19 protein-coding genes are annotated in these 20822 nt (G+C 48.4%); 5 read left to right on the top strand and 14 right to left on the bottom strand.

The genetic code is table 11. The annotated features are described in order from the left end of the window. Window positions 1-71 precede the first annotated feature (71 nt). From AC0YNX_RS04505 to AC0YNX_RS04485, 5 genes are all read right to left on the bottom strand, one after another. Window positions 72-272: a hypothetical protein gene (locus AC0YNX_RS04505; protein ID WP_475814441.1), complete on the bottom strand. Its 201-nt coding sequence runs from the start codon at window positions 270-272 to the stop codon at window positions 72-74. Continuing rightward, on the bottom strand, window positions 269-1372 hold the full coding sequence (locus tag AC0YNX_RS04500) for a GerAB/ArcD/ProY family transporter (protein ID WP_475814440.1): 1104 nt from the start codon (window positions 1370-1372) through the stop codon (window positions 269-271). Before AC0YNX_RS04500 ends, AC0YNX_RS04505 begins: the two co-directional genes overlap by 4 nt. A 12-nt stretch (window positions 1373-1384) precedes the next feature. Next, a complete protein-coding gene (locus AC0YNX_RS04495; protein ID WP_475814439.1) occupies window positions 1385-2497 on the bottom strand; it encodes a Ger(x)C family spore germination protein in 1113 nt (370 codons plus the stop codon). Between the two features lie 4 nt (window positions 2498-2501). Beyond that, window positions 2502-3953 (bottom strand): spore germination protein, encoded by a 1452-nt coding sequence (locus tag AC0YNX_RS04490; protein ID WP_475814438.1) that lies wholly within the window; start codon window positions 3951-3953, stop codon window positions 2502-2504. A 115-nt stretch (window positions 3954-4068) separates the two neighbouring features. Then, window positions 4069-4659: a TetR/AcrR family transcriptional regulator gene (locus AC0YNX_RS04485; protein WP_475814437.1), complete on the bottom strand. Its 591-nt coding sequence runs from the start codon at window positions 4657-4659 to the stop codon at window positions 4069-4071. 118 nt (window positions 4660-4777) lie between these two features. On the opposite strand from AC0YNX_RS04485, the gene AC0YNX_RS04480 reads away from it, so the two are divergent. Both AC0YNX_RS04480 and AC0YNX_RS04475 read left to right on the top strand, forming a co-directional pair. Continuing rightward, window positions 4778-6199 carry an MDR family MFS transporter gene (locus AC0YNX_RS04480; RefSeq protein ID WP_475814436.1) on the top strand — a complete coding sequence of 474 codons (1422 nt, stop codon included), beginning with the start codon at window positions 4778-4780 and terminating at the stop codon, window positions 6197-6199. Window positions 6200-6301: 102 nt separating this feature from the next. Then, window positions 6302-6904 carry a VC0807 family protein gene (locus tag AC0YNX_RS04475; protein ID WP_475814435.1) on the top strand — a complete coding sequence of 201 codons (603 nt, stop codon included), beginning with the start codon at window positions 6302-6304 and terminating at the stop codon, window positions 6902-6904. A 131-nt stretch (window positions 6905-7035) separates the two neighbouring features. Here the strand turns inward: AC0YNX_RS04475 and AC0YNX_RS04470 are convergent, their stop codons facing one another. Further along, window positions 7036-8796, bottom strand: a complete 1761-nt coding sequence (locus AC0YNX_RS04470) for a glycoside hydrolase family 2 protein (protein ID WP_475814434.1) — start codon at window positions 8794-8796, stop codon at window positions 7036-7038. A 169-nt stretch (window positions 8797-8965) separates the two neighbouring features. On the opposite strand from AC0YNX_RS04470, the gene AC0YNX_RS04465 reads away from it, so the two are divergent. Beyond that, a complete protein-coding gene (locus tag AC0YNX_RS04465) occupies window positions 8966-9880 on the top strand; it encodes an ArsR/SmtB family transcription factor (protein WP_475814433.1) in 915 nt (304 codons plus the stop codon). A gap of 465 nt (window positions 9881-10345) precedes the next feature. On the opposite strand, the gene AC0YNX_RS04460 is transcribed toward AC0YNX_RS04465, so the two are convergent. Continuing rightward, a complete protein-coding gene (locus tag AC0YNX_RS04460; protein WP_475814432.1) occupies window positions 10346-11233 on the bottom strand; it encodes a LysR family transcriptional regulator in 888 nt (295 codons plus the stop codon). 121 nt (window positions 11234-11354) lie between these two features. Between AC0YNX_RS04460 and AC0YNX_RS04455 the strand changes: the two genes are divergently transcribed. Then, on the top strand, window positions 11355-12542 hold the full coding sequence (locus AC0YNX_RS04455) for an MFS transporter (RefSeq protein ID WP_475814431.1): 1188 nt from the start codon (window positions 11355-11357) through the stop codon (window positions 12540-12542). Between the two features lie 371 nt (window positions 12543-12913). Next, on the top strand, window positions 12914-13255 hold the full coding sequence (locus tag AC0YNX_RS04450; protein WP_475814430.1) for an ArsR/SmtB family transcription factor: 342 nt from the start codon (window positions 12914-12916) through the stop codon (window positions 13253-13255). 46 nt (window positions 13256-13301) lie between these two features. On the opposite strand, the gene AC0YNX_RS04445 is transcribed toward AC0YNX_RS04450, so the two are convergent. The 7 genes from AC0YNX_RS04445 to AC0YNX_RS04415 form a co-directional block, all read right to left on the bottom strand. Then, the gene (locus AC0YNX_RS04445; protein ID WP_475814429.1) at window positions 13302-13745 is read right to left on the bottom strand and encodes a protein-tyrosine phosphatase family protein; all 444 of its coding nucleotides are present in this window, start codon (window positions 13743-13745) and stop codon (window positions 13302-13304) included. Window positions 13746-13749: 4 nt separating this feature from the next. Continuing rightward, window positions 13750-14175, bottom strand: a complete 426-nt coding sequence (arsC, locus tag AC0YNX_RS04440) for an arsenate reductase (thioredoxin) (protein ID WP_475814428.1) — start codon at window positions 14173-14175, stop codon at window positions 13750-13752. After that, entirely contained in the window at window positions 14172-15620 is a 1449-nt protein-coding gene (locus tag AC0YNX_RS04435; RefSeq protein WP_475814427.1) for an arsenic transporter, read from the bottom strand. The genes arsC and AC0YNX_RS04435 overlap by 4 nt, the downstream gene beginning before the upstream one ends. 38 nt (window positions 15621-15658) lie before the next feature. After that, window positions 15659-16141, bottom strand: coding sequence for an ArsI/CadI family heavy metal resistance metalloenzyme (locus AC0YNX_RS04430; RefSeq protein ID WP_475814426.1), 483 nt, complete (start codon window positions 16139-16141; stop codon window positions 15659-15661). A 50-nt stretch (window positions 16142-16191) separates the two neighbouring features. Next, entirely contained in the window at window positions 16192-16536 is a 345-nt protein-coding gene (locus tag AC0YNX_RS04425; protein ID WP_475814425.1) for an ArsR/SmtB family transcription factor, read from the bottom strand. Between the two features lie 414 nt (window positions 16537-16950). Continuing rightward, on the bottom strand, window positions 16951-17187 hold the full coding sequence (locus AC0YNX_RS04420) for a hypothetical protein (protein WP_475814424.1): 237 nt from the start codon (window positions 17185-17187) through the stop codon (window positions 16951-16953). A 353-nt stretch (window positions 17188-17540) separates the two neighbouring features. Then, the gene (locus AC0YNX_RS04415; RefSeq protein ID WP_475814423.1) at window positions 17541-20789 is read right to left on the bottom strand and encodes a carbohydrate-binding protein; all 3249 of its coding nucleotides are present in this window, start codon (window positions 20787-20789) and stop codon (window positions 17541-17543) included. Window positions 20790-20822 lie beyond the last annotated feature (33 nt).

Genomic DNA, 20822 nt, shown 5'->3' with positions numbered 1-20822 from the left:
GCCACCCTCCTTCAACGTATCATGTTCATTCTCGCATAAAAACGCAGCCGTGTCAGGCTGCGCTCTCTAGTTCAAAACATGAAATCGATGACCTTGCCGATTACTTTGTTAAAATCAAGAGGCTGTTGCATAACCAAGCTCATCCAGAAAATGCAGCCGATTGTCGTTATCGTGACGAACAACGTCTTTTCTTTCCGGCCAATCTGCCTCGCTTTCATCAAGCGTAACCCGAATGCCAGGAACGCGATGTACAATAGAATTAACCAGGTCATATCGCTGCCTCCTTCGCCCTTCCACTCCAATTGCGGACCCAAGCCGCGACGAGGAACAAGAAGGGAAAACCAAATCCGAACGGAATGTAGTAAATGAACAAATACTTCTGGACCCATTCCGTGTTTTCGACGATATTAGCGAATAACAAAGCGTAGGCTGAGATGACCCACACAAGCGGGTAAGCGACGACTGCTCTATTCGTGATAGAGAACAGCTGGCAAATCCCCGAAACGGCGAAATAGAACAGCACGCTGAGCTTAAGGAACACGAGCATAAGCGCATTCACGGATATGATGGCTTCAAAATGCTCGATGAAAGTAGAGAATTGCATTTCGCGGAAGATGACATAGATCGGGTAAGTCAAGTGTGACCCTCTGTATACGCCAAGTATACCGATGGTAAAGAAAATCGACAGCGCTAGCTGGAAGCCCATAAAAGAGATACCGCCTAGAAAAGCGATATTCCGTTTGGTACGTACTAACGGGAAGGCCATCATGAAAGCGACTGTCTCCATGAATGGAAACCCGAGCGCGTAATTCGTATCCGCTAGGGTCGGCAATATTTCAAAGGTGCCTGGATAATCAAAGTTTTTCCAGTTCCATTCTCTCAGCATAACGGTAAATGGCATCCAATAAGCGAGGATCAGAAAAGGCAGCAGGACAACGCTGACCATCGATATCGTATCGATTCCTTTGATTACCGCATAGGCACATACAAGTAATGCCAGAATGTTAAATACGCTGATCGGTGTTCTTGGCATTAAGTTTATCTGCATATAGTCGCTCATGTTTCGTGTCACCCATGCCGCAATTTGCACGAAGAACACGATATAACAAAGGGCTACGAAGCCTCCTACATACTTCCCTAACGCCTGTCTGCAAATTTGAACAAGGGACAGACCAGGATATCGGTTTGCCACGTACAGCCAGAACGCTCCGGCGGCAACGCCAAACAGCGTGCTCCACAATTGGACGAGCCACCCATATTGATGAGCTGAAGAGATAAGTCCTACGGGCAGCAAGATGAACGACGTCCCCGCGACAAACGCAGCTGTCATTGCGAATAATTGCCACCCGCCAAGTTGTTGCGGTTTATCCAATGCCATCTCTCCTTATTGATATGGCGTTCTCATGTTGCCGAACAAGGATGCTTCAGAGTGCACCTCGAACGTAACGTCGAAATCCTGCCATTTGCCGCGTCCTTGTCTGGTATCACCGATTCCGAGCAGATCCCAGTTCTTCTCATGCGCTAATCGGACGAATTGGTCCGCCTGCTCCTTTAAGCTTTTGTTGAAAGCCTTCTCGATCTCGTGCGAATTCTGAACAGTGAGAGGGCTCGTTTGCGAATTGTGCAGAACCCGCAGGTTGGTACGGATTGAGATATGTAACCTTGATGGCCCCCATTTTCGTTTGACTTTAATATTCCTCGTCTCCAAATCGACATTGCTGCCGTTTACTTGGATGTGATCCAAGCACCTGCGGGCATCACCGTTCAGAACATAGAACAGCTTCTTCGTGATTTGGTCAATCTTCCCTACCATCTTCGCATGGATGAACACCGCGCCATCAGCGATTTCAAAACCCGGCTCTGTCGCCTTGATGTTCTCCAGCCGATCCGATTGGGAGGCTGGACGACTTCCGGTGTAATGAAGCATTGGAATGACCGTTGGCCGGCTCAGCGGAATCCCTCTCACAATATCTTTCACTTGCGCCAGTTTACTGGTCATTCCGAATGTTCTCGCTTGCCAGTCCAACATCATCCGAAGATTACGCCCGGGTACCCGATCAAGAGGCGTGAAGCTCTCCATCACGTTCTGAATGGGCGCATCCGTCACGACGGCATAGACATTGGTTCGTCTATCCGTATTCAGTTCCAGATAATTGATTAATTCGAGCAATCCATATCTTGCGATCCTCTCGGTATATACGTAGCCTTGCAAGTGAGCAGTGAACAGCATCCTGGACATGACCGAGCCTGTTTTTTCGGTTAGCAGGCCGGGGCTCTGTTCCGAGACGACATACGTATAGACGGACGCTTTGGTAGGACCGGATTGCCGGGATGAGAGCCCGGTCGGATTAATGACTTGATAATAAGCCGTTACACGCTTGGTTTCAGGATCGATATCAGCTGCAGTCAATTCGACCATAGCCAAATGATTGATCTCTCTCATATCCCAACATCCTGCGCACATGAACAGCATTGCGGCAACCAATACCCATTTCATCAGATCACCTTCTGATCTTTCTCTGTTGAAAGATATTCGGGCGGCGCTTTAGAAGCGGCCTAGGTGCCCGAACGAACGTATCCTTCCAATCGGGCAGATACATAGGGGCGAATGGTGCGAAATACCGAACTCCGAACGAACGGAGAGAAGTCAGATGAACCAGCAGAAAGAAAACGCCGCACATGAGCCCGAACAGTCCCATCATGCCGGCAAGAATCATGAAAGAAAATTGTACAATCCGCTGGGCGATACCAAAGCTGTACATCGGTGATACGAAATTGGATATCGCAGTAACGGAGACGACAATAACCATGGCTGCGGAGACGATCCCTGCCTCGACAGCCGCTTGCCCAAGCACAAGCGCTCCGACGATGGAGATCGCTTGTCCGGCAATTCGCGGCATCCGCAGACCTGCCTCCCGCAGCACTTCGAACGTGAGCATCATCATGATCGCTTCAATGAAAGCAGGAAAAGGCACCCCTTCCCGCTGGGCTGCCAAGTTGACCAAGAGCGGGTTCGGAAGCAATTCCTGATGATAGCTAACGACGGAAATATAAAGTGCAGGAACGAAAATAGCGAGCATAAATGCAGCCATCCGAAGCCAGCGCATCAGCGTCGCGAAATCGGCACGCTGATAATAATCTTCAGGCGCGGAGAACAATTGGAAGAAAGTCAAAGGTCCTGCTAGCGCGATCGGCGTACCGTCGGTCAGCACCGCCACTTGTCCCTCTAACAATTTCGCGGTAATCGCATCCGGCCTTTCGGTTGCTATTAATTGCGGGAATGGAGTCAGGTATTTGTCTTGAATCCATTCTTCGATATAAGCGCTCTCTAATATGCTGTCTGTATGAATAGCCTGCAGCCGCTTGCGGAATTCATCCACTAACTCCGCTGAGGCAATACCGCGCATATAGGCTAGGCAAACCATCGTTTTCGTTTCGGATCCAATGACCATGGATTCGAAAACGAGTTTATCGCTTTTGAGTCTCTTGCGTATCAGGGAGAGGTTGCGGAATAAATCCTCGACGAACCCTTCTCGCGGTCCGCGAATCGTCGATTCCGTGCTCGGTTCCTCCACGCTGCGTTGTTCCCGTTTGCATATATCCATTGCGAGCGCTTGATTCTTCCCCGGGAGAAGAATAAGGCAATGTCCACTCAGCACCGCATCCAAACACTCATCGAGTCCGACTGTTTCCTTCAATTGACCATGATAGATGACCTTCTTCAACCAAGTGAAAGGTTCAACCTCGAGATGTTCCGTGTCTGTCTCCCGATCTGCGTGAAGAAGCGGACGAACTATGGTTGCGTCCACCTGGTTCTGATCGGCTAGCGAAGTGAGAAAAATACAGGATGCCTCGAATCCCGCGCTTGTCATAAGATGGCGGCGCACAACGTCTGGGGAAGCTCCAAGCCGTTCCGTTATCCGATCTGCAAGATCCTGCTGCTGCTCCGTCATGGAAACTTTCCCCTCCTGCAATTTCTTCAGTCAGGTTGTCCAGAATGCGAGACATTCATGCGGTGACTGTAATTAAAAAAAGCCGCGAATCTCGCGGCTTGCGTTGTTCTAAAGTTTATGACCGCCGCAAGACCAGCGGTAGAAATACCTGATCCACGATCTCCTCGATCGTCTCGTCTGACATCGGTTTGTTGTACATAATTAATTCGTTACGAGCCAGATCACTTGGCAGCGTCAGAATGCGTGATGAGAACGATTCCCCAAGCACTTCACCGCGTTCGACAGCTCGCTTCATAACAATGTCCATCGTCCTGTTCGGTCTGCCATGCGGGAACAATACGTCGGCTAAAGACTGGACTCCCAGTTCGGTCATGAGCCCAAACAGAGCTCCTGGTACTAATTCGGTTACATTCCGATTCATGGCTCGAAGCACGTCGCATACGTCATCCCTCAAATTGCCGCGATCGGGTATCTCCTCGACAGGCAGAGGAATGCGTGAACTAATCGCAGCCAATACAATCTCTCCCCGATTGGCCCATCGTCGATACAGGACAGCCTTGCTCGTCCCCGACCTTGTCGCAACTCTGTCCATCGTAAGCTGATTGTAGCCGTGCTCAATCAGTTCATCCCGCACAGCTTGCAATATAGCTGTCTCCAATTCCTTACCCCGGCGTCTCGTATTTGTTTTATCTATATCAGTGCTCATTATTTCATCAAACTCCCTTATGAATATCCGTTGCGTTTTCTTCATGGATAGTATATCATAAGCTCAAATAAGAAACTAATAGTATCTTATATTAGACAGTTAGGGGTTGGTAACAACGATGCAAGAAGTAAAAAATGCAGCAACAGCAATACAGGATGATGATCAGAAGGCCAATAAGAAGATGATGTTGATTCTAATGATCGGCATCCTGGCGCCTTTATTCGACACAACGATCACTAACGTGGCCATTGAAACGTTGGTTAAGGAGTTTCAAACCTCGGTGTCGACCATTCAATGGGTAATGACCAGTTATCTACTTGCTATTGGCATGGTCATTCCGATTACTGGTTGGGCCGTGGAGAGATTTGGCGGTAAAACAACATGGTTGTTCTCTCTGATCGTGTTTCTTCTCGGCTCCGTATTGTGCAGTATGGCATGGAACGTGGAAAGCCTCATCGTATTCCGAACCATTCAAGGAGTCGGCGGCGGATTGCTCATGCCGGTCATGCAGACGATGGGGGCACGCGCTTCCAAGGGTCAAGGCATGGGCAAAGCGATGGCCGTGGCTTCATTGCCTGCGTTGCTTGGACCGATTCTAGGTCCGGTGTTAGGCGGTCTCATTATTAATCATCTGGACTGGAGATGGATCTTCTTTGTCAATATTCCCATCTGTCTGGTTGCTATTGTTATGGCATGGAGAGGACTTCCGAAAGAAGATAGCGATGCCCGTACCATGCGTCTGGATTGGCTTGGCTTGCTCTTGCTTTCTCCTTCCATCGTGCTCATTATCTATGGTCTAGGCGAAGTGAGCAGCCATAACGGCTTCGGTAATGCTCATGTTATCGTTCCGGTAGCTGCGGGTTTAGTGCTGCTTGCTGCGTTTGTGCTGTACGCATTGAGTAGAGGCAGCAAAGCTCTGCTCGATGTGAATTTGTTCAGAATAGGTTCTTTCAACGTAACCAGCATCTTGCTCTTCTTGTCCGGGTTGACCACTTACGGGTCCATGTTGCTGCTTCCATTATACTTCCAGCAAATCCGCGGCGAATCCGTGTTGATGGCCGGTCTGCTTCTCGTGCCGCAGGGTCTAGGAATGCTGCTTACAAGATCGATTGCCGGGAAATTTACGGATCAATTAGGTCCAAGACCGGTCGTTCTGCTTGGTACCATTCTTACCATCCTAGGAACGTTGCCATTTACCCGGATCGGTGCAGATACAAGCTACCTGTATATCATTGCGGCATTAGTCGTACGTGGGGCCGGATTAGGCGCCGTATTCATGCCGGTTATGGCTACCGCATATCAAGGCCTGTCACCTAAAGATATTCCGCACGCCAGCAGCACAACCCGCATTATGCAGCAAATTGGCGGCGCATTCGGGGCTTCGATCATCGCTATTATTTTGCAGCATCAATTCAATTCACTTCAAGCTCATGACCCAGCATCCGTCGCTACAGCGTTTGATCATACTTTTGTGTGGTCGATAGTATTTACCGTGGTCGCTCTAATCCCATCGGCATTGTTGCCGAAAGTAAGCAAATAACGTTGCCTCAGGCACGTGGGATACCGTTTTTCAATCCAAGTCATACTAGTCTAAACTTCATCCATTATTGACATATTAAACAACAAGGGAGCGCAAACCTATATGCAATTTGCACAAGGAACATCACCGAAAAGCGCCTTAAAACGAATGTTAATCATCAACGTCGTCATTCCATTCTTACTTTACCGCCTGCTGGAATCCCATATGAGCAGCGTGGCTGCCCTCACCATCGCTGCGGCTGTTCCACTGCTGGACATCATCTATGGTTTTGTCAAAACCAGCAAGCTTAATGCATTTTCATTATTTATTTTCGTTTCATTGATTCTTGGAGTTATCGCAACACTCATAACTGGCGATGAACGCTTCATTCTCCTGAAAGAATCTTACGCTACGGGGATAATGGGGATCGCGTTATTAGTTTCACTGCTGTTTCCACAACCGCTTATTTTTGTTTTTGCCAAACGAATGATGAATGATCCACAGCTCGAGAGTAAATTCGAGAGAAATTCAGCGGTACGGGGAACGTTTCGTACATTAACGGCGATCTGGGGCATTGTGCTCGTCCTCGAAGTATGTGTGAAAATATATTTGGTGTTTGTGCTTTCAGCGGATCGAATGCTCGTCATCGCCCCTATCGTTTCCATTGTCATCATCGGATTGGCGGGGCTGTGGACATTCAATTATATTAGAGGAATCAGAAGATAATCACGTAAAAGAACAAAACCTCTACTACTCAAACCCGAATCACGAAATCTTACTTAGAGAATAAAAGAAGCTCGCAGACACCAACGTCTGCGAGCTTCTCTCATCTATTTCACCGTAATCAGGTCCGCGGTTTAGCGGCCTTCCACGATCTCTTTGATCTCATCGAGCGGCAGCTTCGGCTGACGGTCGTACGTCAAGAGGCCGTTAATCTCTTGTTCCACATCGGTCAACTGCGTGTAGCAGAAGCCTTGCACGACGCCAGCCAGATACATCGGCTGCACAACATCGCGGAGGCGCTTCTTGAAGTCTTCGTCGTCGGCCGCTGCGGAATAGCCCCAGCCTTCGCGATCGCTCTTATTGTAGAAGATACCGCCGAATTCCGAGATAAGAATCGGCTGGCCCTCGTACGGGTAGCCTTCAACGGCAAGCACACGGTTAGCCGGCATCGCCTTGACGGCTTTCTCCGCCGTGCTGTAGCGATCCATCAGCACCTCGCGGCGCCATTCGTAGTCGTGAATGCTGAAGAGATCTGTCTTAACGAGCTCCCAACCGTCGTTGGAAATGACAGGCCGCATCTCGTCGAGCGACTTGGTCAGATGATACATCGCCATCGCATGCTGCTGCTGCAGCTTGTCGACAGGGATGTTTGGCACGCCCCAGCTTTCATTAATCGGCACCCAGGCGAGAATCGACGGATGGTTGTAGTCGCGATCCACGGATTCGATCCACTCATTCGTGAACCGACGCACATACTCGTCACTGTATTCGAACGCATTCGCAGCTTCGCTCCACATCGCGAGGCCGAGCTTGTCGCACCAGTACAGATAACGCGGATCTTCTAGCTTCTGGTGCTTGCGCGCCCCGTTAAAGCCCATCGCTTTCGTCAGCTCGACGTCCCGCTTAAGCGCTTCGTCGCTTGGCGCTGTCAGGATGCCGTCCGGGAAGTAGCCTTGGTCCAGCACCATACGCAAGTAGTATGGACGGTTGTTCAAGCAAAGCTTGCCACCCGCAATGGACACCTTGCGCATGCCGAAATAACTCTGAACTTCGTCGAGTACGGTATCCCCTTCGAGAAGCGTGAATTCGACATCGTATAAGTGCGGATGCTCCGGACTCCAGAATCCGCCGATCTTCAGCTCGCTCAGATCCTCAATGCCGATTGCGCGTACCACGGATGAACGACCTTCGCGGATCGTGAACACATCCTCGGCGACAGGTTGTCCCTCGTAAGTGACTTTCGCCTTCACGCGAAGAGCAGCGCCAGACGTTGTGCCTTTCACAAAAGCGGCTACGCGGACTTCATGCCGATCGATGTCCGGCGTAATCTTCACTTTGTCCAGGTGGACCGGCGACACGGCTTCCATCCAGACTGTCTGCCAAATTCCCGTCGTCCGGGTATAGAAGATGCTGGCTGACTCCCGCATCCAATATTGTTTGCCGCGCGGCAGAGCCAGATCCTTGCTATAATCGACAGCTTTCACGACGAGCACATTTCCCTCAGCCTGCAGCGCGTTCGTGATGTCCGCACGGAATGGCGTATGCCCGCCTTCATGCGTGGCTACCAAGATGCCGTTCACCCAGACGGAAGCTGCATAATCGACGGCGCCGAAGTGGAGCAAAGTCCGCTTGCCATCGAACTGTGCCGGCACGTTAAAGCCCGTTCTGTACCACACCGTATCGTGGAAGTCGGTATCGCCGATGCCGCTCAGCTTGCTTTGATAAGCAAAAGGCACCTGGATTCGCTTCGAGAACGATTGGCGCCCGCTGTGCCAACCAGCAGCCTCGCCGGTCTGCTCATCGTCGAATTCGAACTCCCATTCCCCGTTCAAGTTTACCCAATCGTTCCTCATGAATTGCGGACGCGGATGCTCCGCGCGCAGTTGTTCTGTCATTTGAATCTCCTCCATATTAAGTAACTACAAAGTTAATAAAATAACTGAAACACGTTTCTTTATCACATTATGCCTTGTTTCTACTAATTTCGTCAATGTTAAGTTGATTAATTAACTTCTGAGTTATATAATGAGACAACTATGACGAGAGAATGAGGATGGATGCCCCATGAATATTCAAGTTACGACCGCCAACATGGCTCTGCTCGAATGCTTCTCCTCAGAGACACGCGTCCGCATCATCGAGCTGATAGACCAAGCGCCGAGGAGCATCAAGGAACTTGCCGCCGAGCTCGGCGTCTCCTCCGCCATCGTGACCAAGCATATTCAGAAGCTGGAGGCAGCCGCCATCGTTGGTACGGAGAGCGTATCGGGAACGCGGGGCCGTCTCAAGGTGTGCCGGCTGATTATCGATACGATGACGCTGCAGCTGCGCTCTCCTGTTGCCCGAGACGCGAGCAGCTACATTGTCTCGATACCGGTTGGGCAGTACAACGATTTCAAGGTGAAGCCTACCTGTGGCCTGGCTTCGGAGACCTCCATGATCGGCATCGTCGACGATCCCCGGTATTTCTGGGACCCGGACCATGTGAAGGCTAAGATGCTATGGTTCGGCAGCGGTTACGTCGAATACCGCATTCCGAATTATTTGGTCGGCGGGCAGACCGCCTCGAGCGTGACGATCTCGTTCGAGATGTGTTCGGAAGCACCGGGCTATAACGACAACTGGCCATCAGATATAACCTTCTGGATGAACGGTCGCGAGCTCGGCACGTGGACCTGTCCCGGCGATTTCGGCGCACAGAAAGGCGTGTTCACGCCGGACTGGTGGTATCATGGCACACAGCACGGACTGCTGAAAACGATCACAATTCGCAAGGACGGCACGTTCCTCGACGGCATTAAGTTATCTGAACTGACGCCCGCCCATCTGGGCATACAGCCGAACGACGAGCTGCGGTTCCGAATTTCGTGCCTTGAGACGGCAACGCATTGCGGCGGCATCAGCCTGTTCGGACGCCAGTTCGGCAATTACGATCAAGATATCGAGGTTGCGATTACGTACGGACAGCAGGAAGAATGAAGTGAACTAACGAACTGGGCGAATAGCCTGGTTCGTTGATTTCCGTTGATTGCGACAAGAGGGTGCTATCAACTAACTAATAAGTACGGACATCCGGCGTATTTGCGTAGGGCTGCTTATAGTGACGATCCAAGTGCCCACCGAGTGGTCAATTTTGACCCTTAGAACCGAAATAACGTGCATCCACTTTTTTGAGGGACACGAATGACCGTTAGAGTGAGAACTTCAAGGTTTTCGCTGTCTATTTCCTCGCTAATGGACACTAATGACCGCATGAAAGCTCGAATTTCAAATAATCGCCGCTAACGGTCATTAATGTCCGTATCATCAGAAGCCTATGCGTGTCCGTGGCGGATGCAAATGCTTATGAAGCATACATGGCAAGAACAAAAAGCCGCGATTGTCGTATTCGCGGCTTTTCTTGTGTCCTCATGCAGCCTACTTATGCTGCCTCATCTCTACAGATTAAATGCTCTGCTTGGATCTAGCTTCGAAAAAATCTACAACGACTTCACGAAATTCCTGTGCAGCCGGCGATATATATCGACTTCTGTGCCACAATAATGCGATTTCCCTCACCACTTCATGCGTCTCTACCTGAAGATATTGGATTTGCGCTCGTTCATTCCGTGCCGTGCTTGGTATGAAGGCGATGCCAATATCGGCTTCCACCAGATTGACCAGCCTGGCTGGTTCATCTCCCTCGTACACATAATGAGGCACAAACCCAACCGATCTGCATACCGAATCCATTAAATCACGCGTACCGAAGCCGACCTTAACCCCGACAAACCATTCATCCTTCAGCTCGGTCAAGGATACACTCTTCCGGTCTGCGAGCCGATGTCCCTTCGGAACGGCGACCAGGATGGGATCTGTGAACACGATCTGGCATTCGATGTCAGCCCGCTCCACAGGAGGCGAGGACAAACAATAATCGACCTCGCCTCTCTCCAGAAGCATAATCATCTCCTGCGTGGTCAGCATTTGCACATGAAACTGAATTTTAGGCCGCTTTTTTCGAAATTCACGAAGGATCTCTGGCAATACGCTGGCACTAGTCACGCCTAATTCAAGTGTGCCATGATCAGGGCTGGATAAATCGCTCAGCTCCAGCTTCCCCTGCTCCAATTCGAACAAGGCCCTTTCTGCACGCCGAAGAAACCTTCTTCCGAACTCATTTAATTGCAGCTTCCTGCCTTTTCGATCGAATAACGGAACTCCCAGATCTTCCTCCAGGCGTTGTATCGTTTTGCTTAATGACGACTGCGTAACGTGCAGACTCCTGGCAGCCTCGGTCACATGCTCCGATCTTGCTACCTCGAGAAAATATTGCAGTTGAAGAAGTTCCACTCTCGCACACCTCATTCATTCCTTCTAGTCAATGAGATTATAGCATGCAATGCGTTGGAATAAATGATTGATATCCAGTATGATGATGACATCCAATTTTCATCAGAAAGGATTGAACATCATGAATCTGAAATTCATTGTTTATCTTGTTGCGTTCGCAGCATTTCTCGGGCCGTTCACGCAGACGATATATACTCCGGTACTGCCCGAGGTTACCAGTCAGCTCCACTCGACCTCATTCGTCGTCAATTTGACGATTTCGGTGTTCACCTTATTTCTTGCCATCATGCAGATGATCTATGGTCCGCTCACTGACTCGAAGGGGCGCCGTAAAATCATGCTTTTCGGGATTACGCTATATGTACTCGCTTCAGTAGGGTGTTTCTTCTCCGAAACCATCGAACTGCTAATCGTCTTCCGCGCGTTGCAGGCGATCGGAATTGCTGCGGGATCTGTCGTTGCCGTTACGGTCATCAGTGACTTGTTCGATGGCAAAGAACGCGGGCAAGCGATGGGAACTTTCCAAATGCTTGTTTCATTAGGACCCGTACTTGGGCCGGTTATCGGCGGGTTCCTTAGCGGGATGTTTAATTTCCACTCCGTGTTTCTCGCGCTTGCTGCAACGGGGTTCGTTATTCTGATTTTCAACTTCCTATATTTGAAAGAAACGAAGCCGGATAACGTCGTAGCTGGCCGCTTTCAACTACGGGATTTTGCAGTGATTCTTCAGAATCGGATCGGTTCATCCATTATTTATCTTGGTTTTATTCAATATTATGTATTCTATGATTTCCTTGTCTTCCTGCCGAACATCTTAAGCGATCGTTATGGCTTGTCTGCCGAGCAGAAAGGGCTGGTATTTCTGCCGATGTCGCTTGGCATCGTGGTCGGCAGTTACTTAGGCGGGAAGATCCAAGCAAGGATAGAAGGAGAAAAGCTGCTCGTTCTGATGACTTACCTGAATCCCATGTCGGTGTTGTTCTTCCTCGTCACCTATTCATTCTCATTAGGTTGGCTGCTGGCGGGTATCATACTCTTTGGATTAACTCTCGGGCTCTCGCTACCCGTACAGACTACGCTGTTGACCGGAGCTTTCACGAACAACCGTGCGACAGCCGTCGGCGCCTATAACTTCTTCCGTTACATGGGCATGGCGACTAGTCCAATCGTTGGGAGTTTTATCTACCGCATCGGCGGCTATCTGCTGTTGTATGGATTTATCGTGATCATATTCCTGGCTTTTGCGTTATTCTTGTCGCGACGACTTCTCGGAGCACAAGCAACCCATCCTTCTCTTGAGAAGGGATGATCATTCATCATATAAATATTGTTTTATTTTATCTGTAATCTCTTCTATACAATCCAAACAAACGGATACTGGAAAAATATTCGATTCCGAGTATTGATAATGACCGGGAGCTGCAGTAATCCACTTTAATTCTCTACAATGAGGACAATAGGCTTGCACTGAAATATGATTCAGAACCAATCACCTCTTTTCAACTTTGCAATAACTCTTTAACTATATTTTGAAAAAACGTCATGGTGAACCTTGCTCATCCTAGAGGGATTGTTATATTCATGCATTGCGCACTTATATAACTTTTCACTTATATATTTAATGTGTATAATACGTGGTGACTACTTGAGGAAATTCCTGCGAAAGGAGTGTACTCCTGATTGCAATCCATCGAAGAAATGTCCGAAACGCTGAAGCTTCTCTCGGATACAACCAGATTGTCGATTATGGCGCTACTCCGGCATCAAGAGATGTGTGTCTGCGATATTGTAGATCTAACGAAGACAACACAACCGAATATTAGTCAGCATTTGAAGAAATTAAGGAACGGCGGATTGATTAACGAAGAACGCCGCAGCCAATGGATTTATTATTCAATCAACCTGGACGATAAGCCTTATCTGATGCAAGTTCTGGATCAACTTCCCTCGATGCAAGATAAGATTGCTGCATTCAAATCACAAGGTTGTACTTATGACATAAATAAAATAAAACGGCTGTAGCATTAGCTACAGCCGTTTGTCCTCGAGACGCCAACATTTATTTCGTTTATTTATTGGGAAAAAGCTTTTCGAGCGCCTGTCGCTGCGGAGGTTTAATATTTAATATCGAGCGAATACTTTTTGCTTTTTGTTCAGCTTCATCCACTGATCGGGACTCACCTAAAGCAATCAGCGTACCTGCAGCAACAGTTCCTGTTCTGCCTCTCCCGCCCCCGCAATGAAAACCAACCTTCTTGCCGCCTTGATATGCATCCAATACGTGAGAAATAGCTTGTTTGAAAAGTTCATCCTCTAGCTCTTCGGTATTATCTTCGAGTGGGACTTGAATCCACTTCACACCTGCATCCGGATAAGCGCACTCTGTCGCTTCGCCTCTTAAGTCGACGATTACTTCAACGCCTTCGTTTTTTACCATTGCTTCTACATCGGCAGCCCCACCCATGAAGATCATGTTGTCATGTAGAGCATGATAATTCTTTTCTTGCGTCATATGTTTATTTACCCTCTTTCACAAACTGCTCAATGCGATTTTTTATGGAATCACGAGCTTCACGGAATTTTGCTGTGATTTCTTCCTCTGTTCCTGTTGCTTTAGCAGGATCGTCAAAGCCCCAGTGCCATCTCTCCGCTTTGTCATTATGAACAACCGGACAGTTATCGTTCGCGTGACCGCAGAGCGTGATGATGTAATCAGCCTGCTTTAAAATCTCAGGATCAATGACATCCGATGTGTGATTTGAAATATCAATGCCGGCTTCTTTCATTGTTTGAACTGCTCGAGGATTTAGTCCATGTGCTTCCAGACCTGCGCTTCTGACCTCGTATTTATCGCTGCCAAGTGCTTTTAGGAATCCATCAGCAATTTGGCTTCTGCAAGAATTTCCTGTGCATAAAAAGTAAACGAGCGGCTTGTTGTTCATTGTTGATGGTCTCCCTTATCGTGAATTTGTTTGATTTGTACGACTTCTTCAATGCGTTCTCTTTTGGAAACGAAAATGCCTTTAAGTAGTAAGGCTACAACGAGTAATACAACCGTAAACACAGCGATTAAAATCCAAACGTTAATGCTTGTCGAGTTGATCAAGTGCAGCCATAGATATAGGCCAGTAAGCGTAATAAACAGCGTTGGAACTGTCAGTATTATGCCTGTTTTAAAATAGTTGCTCCAGGTGATTTTCACGTCTTTACGCGATAACACGTGCAGCCATAGAAGAGTTGCCAGTGAGCCAATCGGCGTAATCTTCGGACCCAGATCACTACCGATTACATTCGCATACACAAGCGATTCTCGAATGATGCCTTCAGTTGCCGTTCCTTTAATGGCGAGGGCATCTATCATTACCGTTGGCATATTGTTCATAATCGACGACAAGACAGCTGCAAGGAAACCCATTCCAAGCGTGGAGATGAAAAGTCCTTTGTCCGCTAAGGCTTGTATTACACTTCCTAACTCGTCTGTGAGTCCAACATTACGAAGCCCATATACAACGACATACATGCCTATGGAGAAGATCACGACAGCCCACGGAGCATCTTTTACAAGCTTCCACGTATGAATAGCTGGGCTGCGCCGCGCAGCAAGTATAAACCAAATCGCAACCACTCCAGCAATGACTGATACCGGAACATGGATGAACTGGCTTACCAGATACGCAACGAGAAGAACCCCTAAAATAATCCATGATAGTTGAAACATCTTCTTATCCTTAATAGCTTCGACAGGCTTCTTAAGCTGTTTCAAATCATAATTGCCAGGGATACTCTTGCGGAAGAACAGGAATAAGACCAACAGGCTTGCCAATAGCGAGAACATATTCGGAATGATCATCCTACTGGCGTATTCCACAAACCCAATACCAAAATAATCAGCTGACACAATGTTAACGAGATTGCTGACCACAAGCGGCAACGAAGTCGTATCGGCTATAAAACCACTCGCCATGATGAACGGCAATATCATCCGTTGATCAAATTTAAGTGCGCGTACCATCGCAAGTACAATAGGTGTCAATATAAGTGCTGCTCCGTCATTCGCGAAGAATGCTGCTACGGCTGCGCCGAGGAGAACAACGTATACAAACATTAGCTTGCCGTTCCCTTTAGCCAGACGAGCCATATGCAATGCAGCCCATTCAAAGAAACCAATCTCATCTAAAATAAGTGAAATGAGTATGATTGCAACGAAGGCGAGTGTTGCATTCCACACGATGCCCGTGACAGTGCCAACATCAGCAAAATTCACAACTCCGCAGATCAGAGCAAGAATGGCACCGCCACTCGCTGACCAGCCAATATTAAGCCCTCTGGGTTGCCAAATAACAAATGTTAAAGTAACCAGAAAAATAAGAAACGCTATTACCGTCATGCTGTCCCCCCAAATCACTCACTTGCAGCAGTTATTCTTTAGCAGCATTTATTTTTTACTCGCATATCTGTTAGCTCCACTTTTTGAGGAGCTGGTGATGGTGTGATACAGCAAACGTCTTGCCCAGCACTAACGTGATCCTCAGCTGCCTCAAACTCGCTATCCTCTTTGGTATAAAACACTTCCCACGGATTTCCTTCCGGGTCAGATACCCAAATTTTATCCTGGACCGCATAACAGCATGTTGTATTCATCTCATCGAACGAAACTAATCCCGCATCTTGCAAACGTGCTTTAGTCGCCAGTACTTCTTCCGTGTTTTGAACTTGAAAGCCGAAATGATTTAACACACCGCGATTGTCAAATGGACGAACGTTTAACGAAAAATGCAAAGCAGGGTTATCAAGCTCGAACTTGGCATAGTTTTCTCTCACTTTGGTCGGCTCAGCATTAAACAGCTTTTTGTAAAAGGCAAGCGATTCCTCCAGTTTTCTAACATTAATGGCGACGTGCATTTTCATTGTAATCCCTCTTTCTTTATCAAAATTATTTGATTAATTACTCAAAAAAATTAGCAGCAGGTTGAATTGCTATCTGCCGGCCTAAATATACAACATAGCTGCTCAGAGAGCAGAGCGTTAATTTCGTTCGGATTCAGCTCGTAGTAGCTCCAAGTTCCTCTTGTCTCTTTGGTAATCAGGCCAGCATCCAGCAGAATCTTAAGGTGATACGACAGCTTGGATTGGGGCATCTCCACTACTTCAGTCAAGTCGCAGACACAGGTGTTTCCGCGCTGGCATAGCTCATATAAGATCTGTAGTCGCTTCTCATCGGCTAAAGCTTTAAATTTCTGTTCGTATTTATCAAAAGATATCGGTGCGGCTATTCGTTCATTCACTGGAATTGGCTTCTTCATTCTCATGCACCACACTTTAATCAATTTTTCTTGATTTAATAACTTGAGTAAAATTTACCACAGATTGATCCTTAGTTCAACTGTTTAATCAAAAATATTTGATTTATGTCGCGCGACAGAGATCAAGTTCTTAGTCTCTCGCCCTGATAAGAGGTTCGATCCTCCTAGCCCCACCAATGGAGCGAACCCCGGGGGGCGTTCACTTGGACAGAGTCAAAGACGGAGGAGCATGGGGTCTGAATCTGCAACTCCTGATTCGGACATTAATGACCGTTAGCATCGATTATTTGAATTTCAAGATTTCTTGCGGTCATTAGTGTCCATTAGCGAGGTTATTGTCAGAGAAAACCTTGAAGTACTCTTACTAACGGTCATTAATGTCCATTGTGAACGAGAATGTTCTTTATTATTGTTCTAATGGACATTATTGACCACCTTCTGCCTGCTTGGCTTATCACTAATACTCTGGATATCTGAGCTCTTAAGTTGAAAGCTTCCCCTGTTCGCAATCAATCGCAAAGAAACTCTGCAGATGTAATCGACCGCTACCAAATGATTCCAAGTTGGCTTATCATGGACGTCGACAATACAATCAGCCATCCCACTTAAGAGTGCGAGCTCCAGTCCTCCGCTGAGCTTGACGATCTCCACTTGATTACCTCGTTCTGCAAAATATCTCCGTGCCAAGTTAGGATAGCTGGTTGCTCAACAACTCCATATTCAACATAGGTAGGAATATCGACAGGCTTGGCGAGGATTAATTCCAGATCACTTCCAGCAATGGGTACGATATATTTCCTTGATTCATCCCAATCATCAGGTAGTGAGAAGCCTATCTCGCGGAGTAGTGACGATACGGCGTTATTGCCTTTTGGTATTGCTAGTCGAATGGATTCGATGAAGGCCACATCCTTTAAATAAAAAGAGACGAATCAAGTTCGCCCCAACCAAGCGGGCAATCCGACTCGTCTCTTCTCTCTTCATTAATCAGCGATGCAATGCATCTACTGCCAGCTAGCAATTAGCGAGTGAGCATCCGTTGTCAGCACGGATTTAGCCTGATCCGAAATGTTATTCTTCTTCTCCTTGTTAACTTGGTCAAGGAATTTGTTCATAAACTTATTCGCTTGATCCTTGCTTCCTTTTTCCAAATGATGCTGCGCCTGCTTCAAGCTGTTCGTCAACTGTGAAGACAATGAGCCACTAATTTCGTTAGCAGCCGTGTACCGGGCAACGAGATTCGTCAGACTAGCAATGCTCGTCTTGACCTGAATCGTGATCGCCTTCTGCAGCTTGTTCCCCGCCGCATCTTCTACCTCGATTGCGACGCTCTTTGCACCTAGCTGTCCAGCGAGCGAAACTTGAATTTCTTGCGAAGCACCGGAAGCGAGCTCATATTCCTTGCCGTCAAAGGTCAGACTAGCCGATACGATTGCAGTATGGCCATCTCCTGCTTGGAAGCGAAGGAATCCATCATCGTCTACCACAGCGCCATCTGATAGAGCAGCTCCATTCACCGACAAGGAGTACACCGGCGCAACTTTTGCCTCTACCGTAATACCTGCCGATTCATTGCCGGATTTGTCAGCAGTGCTGATCCGAAGCGAATAGTTCTGATCTGCTTCAATACCGCTAAACACAGCCGTTTGAACGCCACGCTTCAACTCGCGGACATCCCCATCTTGCTCTCCTTTATGAAGCAGCGTGATGTGCACGACATCAGCGTCTAGATCGTACGGGCCATCCCATCGCACAGTCAACTCGCCGCTATGACGGGTCACTTGAACATTCTCAACCTCTCCCGGCGCGATATCATCATCGGCAGGCTCAGTCACTGGAGGTTCCGCGGTAAATACGGAAGGATTACCGAAGGTGAATTTGTCAAAGTTGTATAGCCAGTCATTCCCCACGAACTTGAGATACACGAGATGCTTACCCGTAACAGGCGCCGTTACTTCGCCATCAAACACCTGGAACGTCTGCCAGCCGCCAGTGCCGCTTACCTCGGCAGTAGCGATGACCGGACCGTTTATGCCATCAATACGTGCCTCGATCGTTCCTCCGTTTGTTGCGCTTGCCGCTTGAATATGGAATTCGGTCGGACCTGCATCGCCAAAATCAATGTAGTTGTACATTGCGTAAGGTTTATTCGGTCCATATACGCCAGCCAAGTACGTCTGACCACCACCGTTTTCGGTTCCAACTTGCACGCTGTTCGTGAAATTCTCAGCCTCCAGCTTACTGTAGGCATCCCGTGCCTGGCCTTTCATCGTCGAGAAGGTGAACCAGTCCAGATTACAAGGATAGTCGCTGCCGTCTGCACCATGGAAGATCAAGTACACATCATGAATGCCAACTGCCTTCTTATCATCAATAATCGAGGTGATATCGACCCAGTTCTGCCAGCTGCCGAGTGCCGGGATTTCGATGACGCCTGCTGATGGACCGTCCAGGCTGTCCAGTTTCACTTCAACGGATCCGCCGAGATTACCGCTTGCGACGTGAAGTGTGATACCAGCCGCGCCAGATCCGAAGTCGATCCCGCTGTAAGACGCGTAAGCATTATTGTGAATACCGTCTGCGAATTGTCCGGTCGAGTCAACGCTCAGTCCATTGCTGCTAGTAAACTGCTCCGCCTGCAGCTTGGCATAAGCATCGGTCTTGGTCGGATCGGTCTTCGTAAATTTGAACCAGTTCAAATTGAACAAGTAGTCATCATTGGTCTTCTTGAATACGAGATACACATCATGGACGCCGGTCACCGAGCTGGTCTGACCTTGATCGTCCTTCAGCAACGCTGCGGCATCAATGAAATTGTTCCAATTGCCAGTGCCATCGACATGTAAAGTGCCTACCTTCGGCCCATCGACTGCATCCAGCCTAACTTCGATATTCCCGCCGCCAGTTCCGCTTGATGCCCGCGCGATGAAACCGCTTGCACCTTGGCCCGTGCCAAAATCCACATTTTTATAAGCTGCATAATGGCCATCCTTAATTCCGCCAAGCTGGAGCGAGCCTTCAATGCTGCCTTCCATCCCCGGACCGTTAACGACATTAAAGTTCTCAGCTTCGATCTTGCTGTACGGATCCTTACGCGCATAGACCAGCACATTGTCATGTGGTTCGAGCACGGTCAACGCTTCCACAGCTGCAGCAGAACTCCACGATTCGAACGTTCCGGACAGCTGTTGTCCCGCCCAGTTGCCATCCACAATATTGGCATTGCTACGGTGATTCCATGCCATGTCAGTATTAAAGGCAAGCCACTCGTTATAGCCGTCGGCAAACGACTGATGCGAGCTCTCATTGCTTGCATTCACAACCTCCTGAAGATAGCCGAGATTGCGAACGAGTATCGTTTTGCCACCCTTCAAGTCTCCGTTAGGTCCTTCATAACGCAGCAGCTTGTTTGCATCCACCATATGTTCTTTCGTAAACATAGCTCCAGCGATCGCATCATCCAGATACACTTTGTCACCAGTTACCTGATAGAGCCCCGTGGCAGCTCCGATAAACGTCCCTTGATTATAGTGAGTCGCATCCGGGACTGGGCCTCTAACCGTCTCGATCCGGTCGAACACTTTGCCTTTCCCGTCGGTCAGCATCGTCTTACTCCAGCGGTAGACCTTCTCGGCGACATCCAGATAATGGTCGTTATGCGTTGCGTTATAGAGAACAAGAGCTGCTTCTGCTGCAGGGAAGTTAATGCACGCATTCTTCGTCGTGCGGTCATCGCTCTTCCACCAAATGCCGCCTCCGGCAAACGCATCGTCCCACTGTGTATCATACACATAGTTAAAATAATATTCCGCTCTCTCGAGGTACTTCGCGTCATTCGTTATCTGATAAGCTCTAGCGCTCGCCATCGCCCACCACATAATATCATCGTTAAACGTATTATTCGTCCAGTCCTGTCCGTACTTCGCCACAGCCCCGTCGAATACGTCGTTGATTTGGGTCAGAAGCTTCGCTTTCAGAACCGGATCGGTGGCTTCGAGATAAGCATCCATGACAAGCTCCCATAGCTCAGCCTCTACCCAAAAATCCTGATATCCGTCGTGATTAGAGGTTTTCCAGAAATACTTCGCAGATGCATCCCAGAAGGTAGCGTTATACGCTTCAATCGCTGTTTTGGCATCCGCAGCCTCGAAAGCATGGGCACGGGGAATTCCAGTCGGCATTAATGGAGCGATCGAAAGCGCTAGTGCAATCGGAAGAACAATTAGCTTAGGTATTCTGATCTTACTGGTCAATGACAGTCCTCCTCTATATTTGGCTTCAGTCAC

It is taken from the genome of Paenibacillus sp. J31R98 (assembly GCF_056269245.1).
Note: the sequence above shows the minus strand (reverse complement) of the source record. Positions and strands in the feature narration are given on the sequence as shown.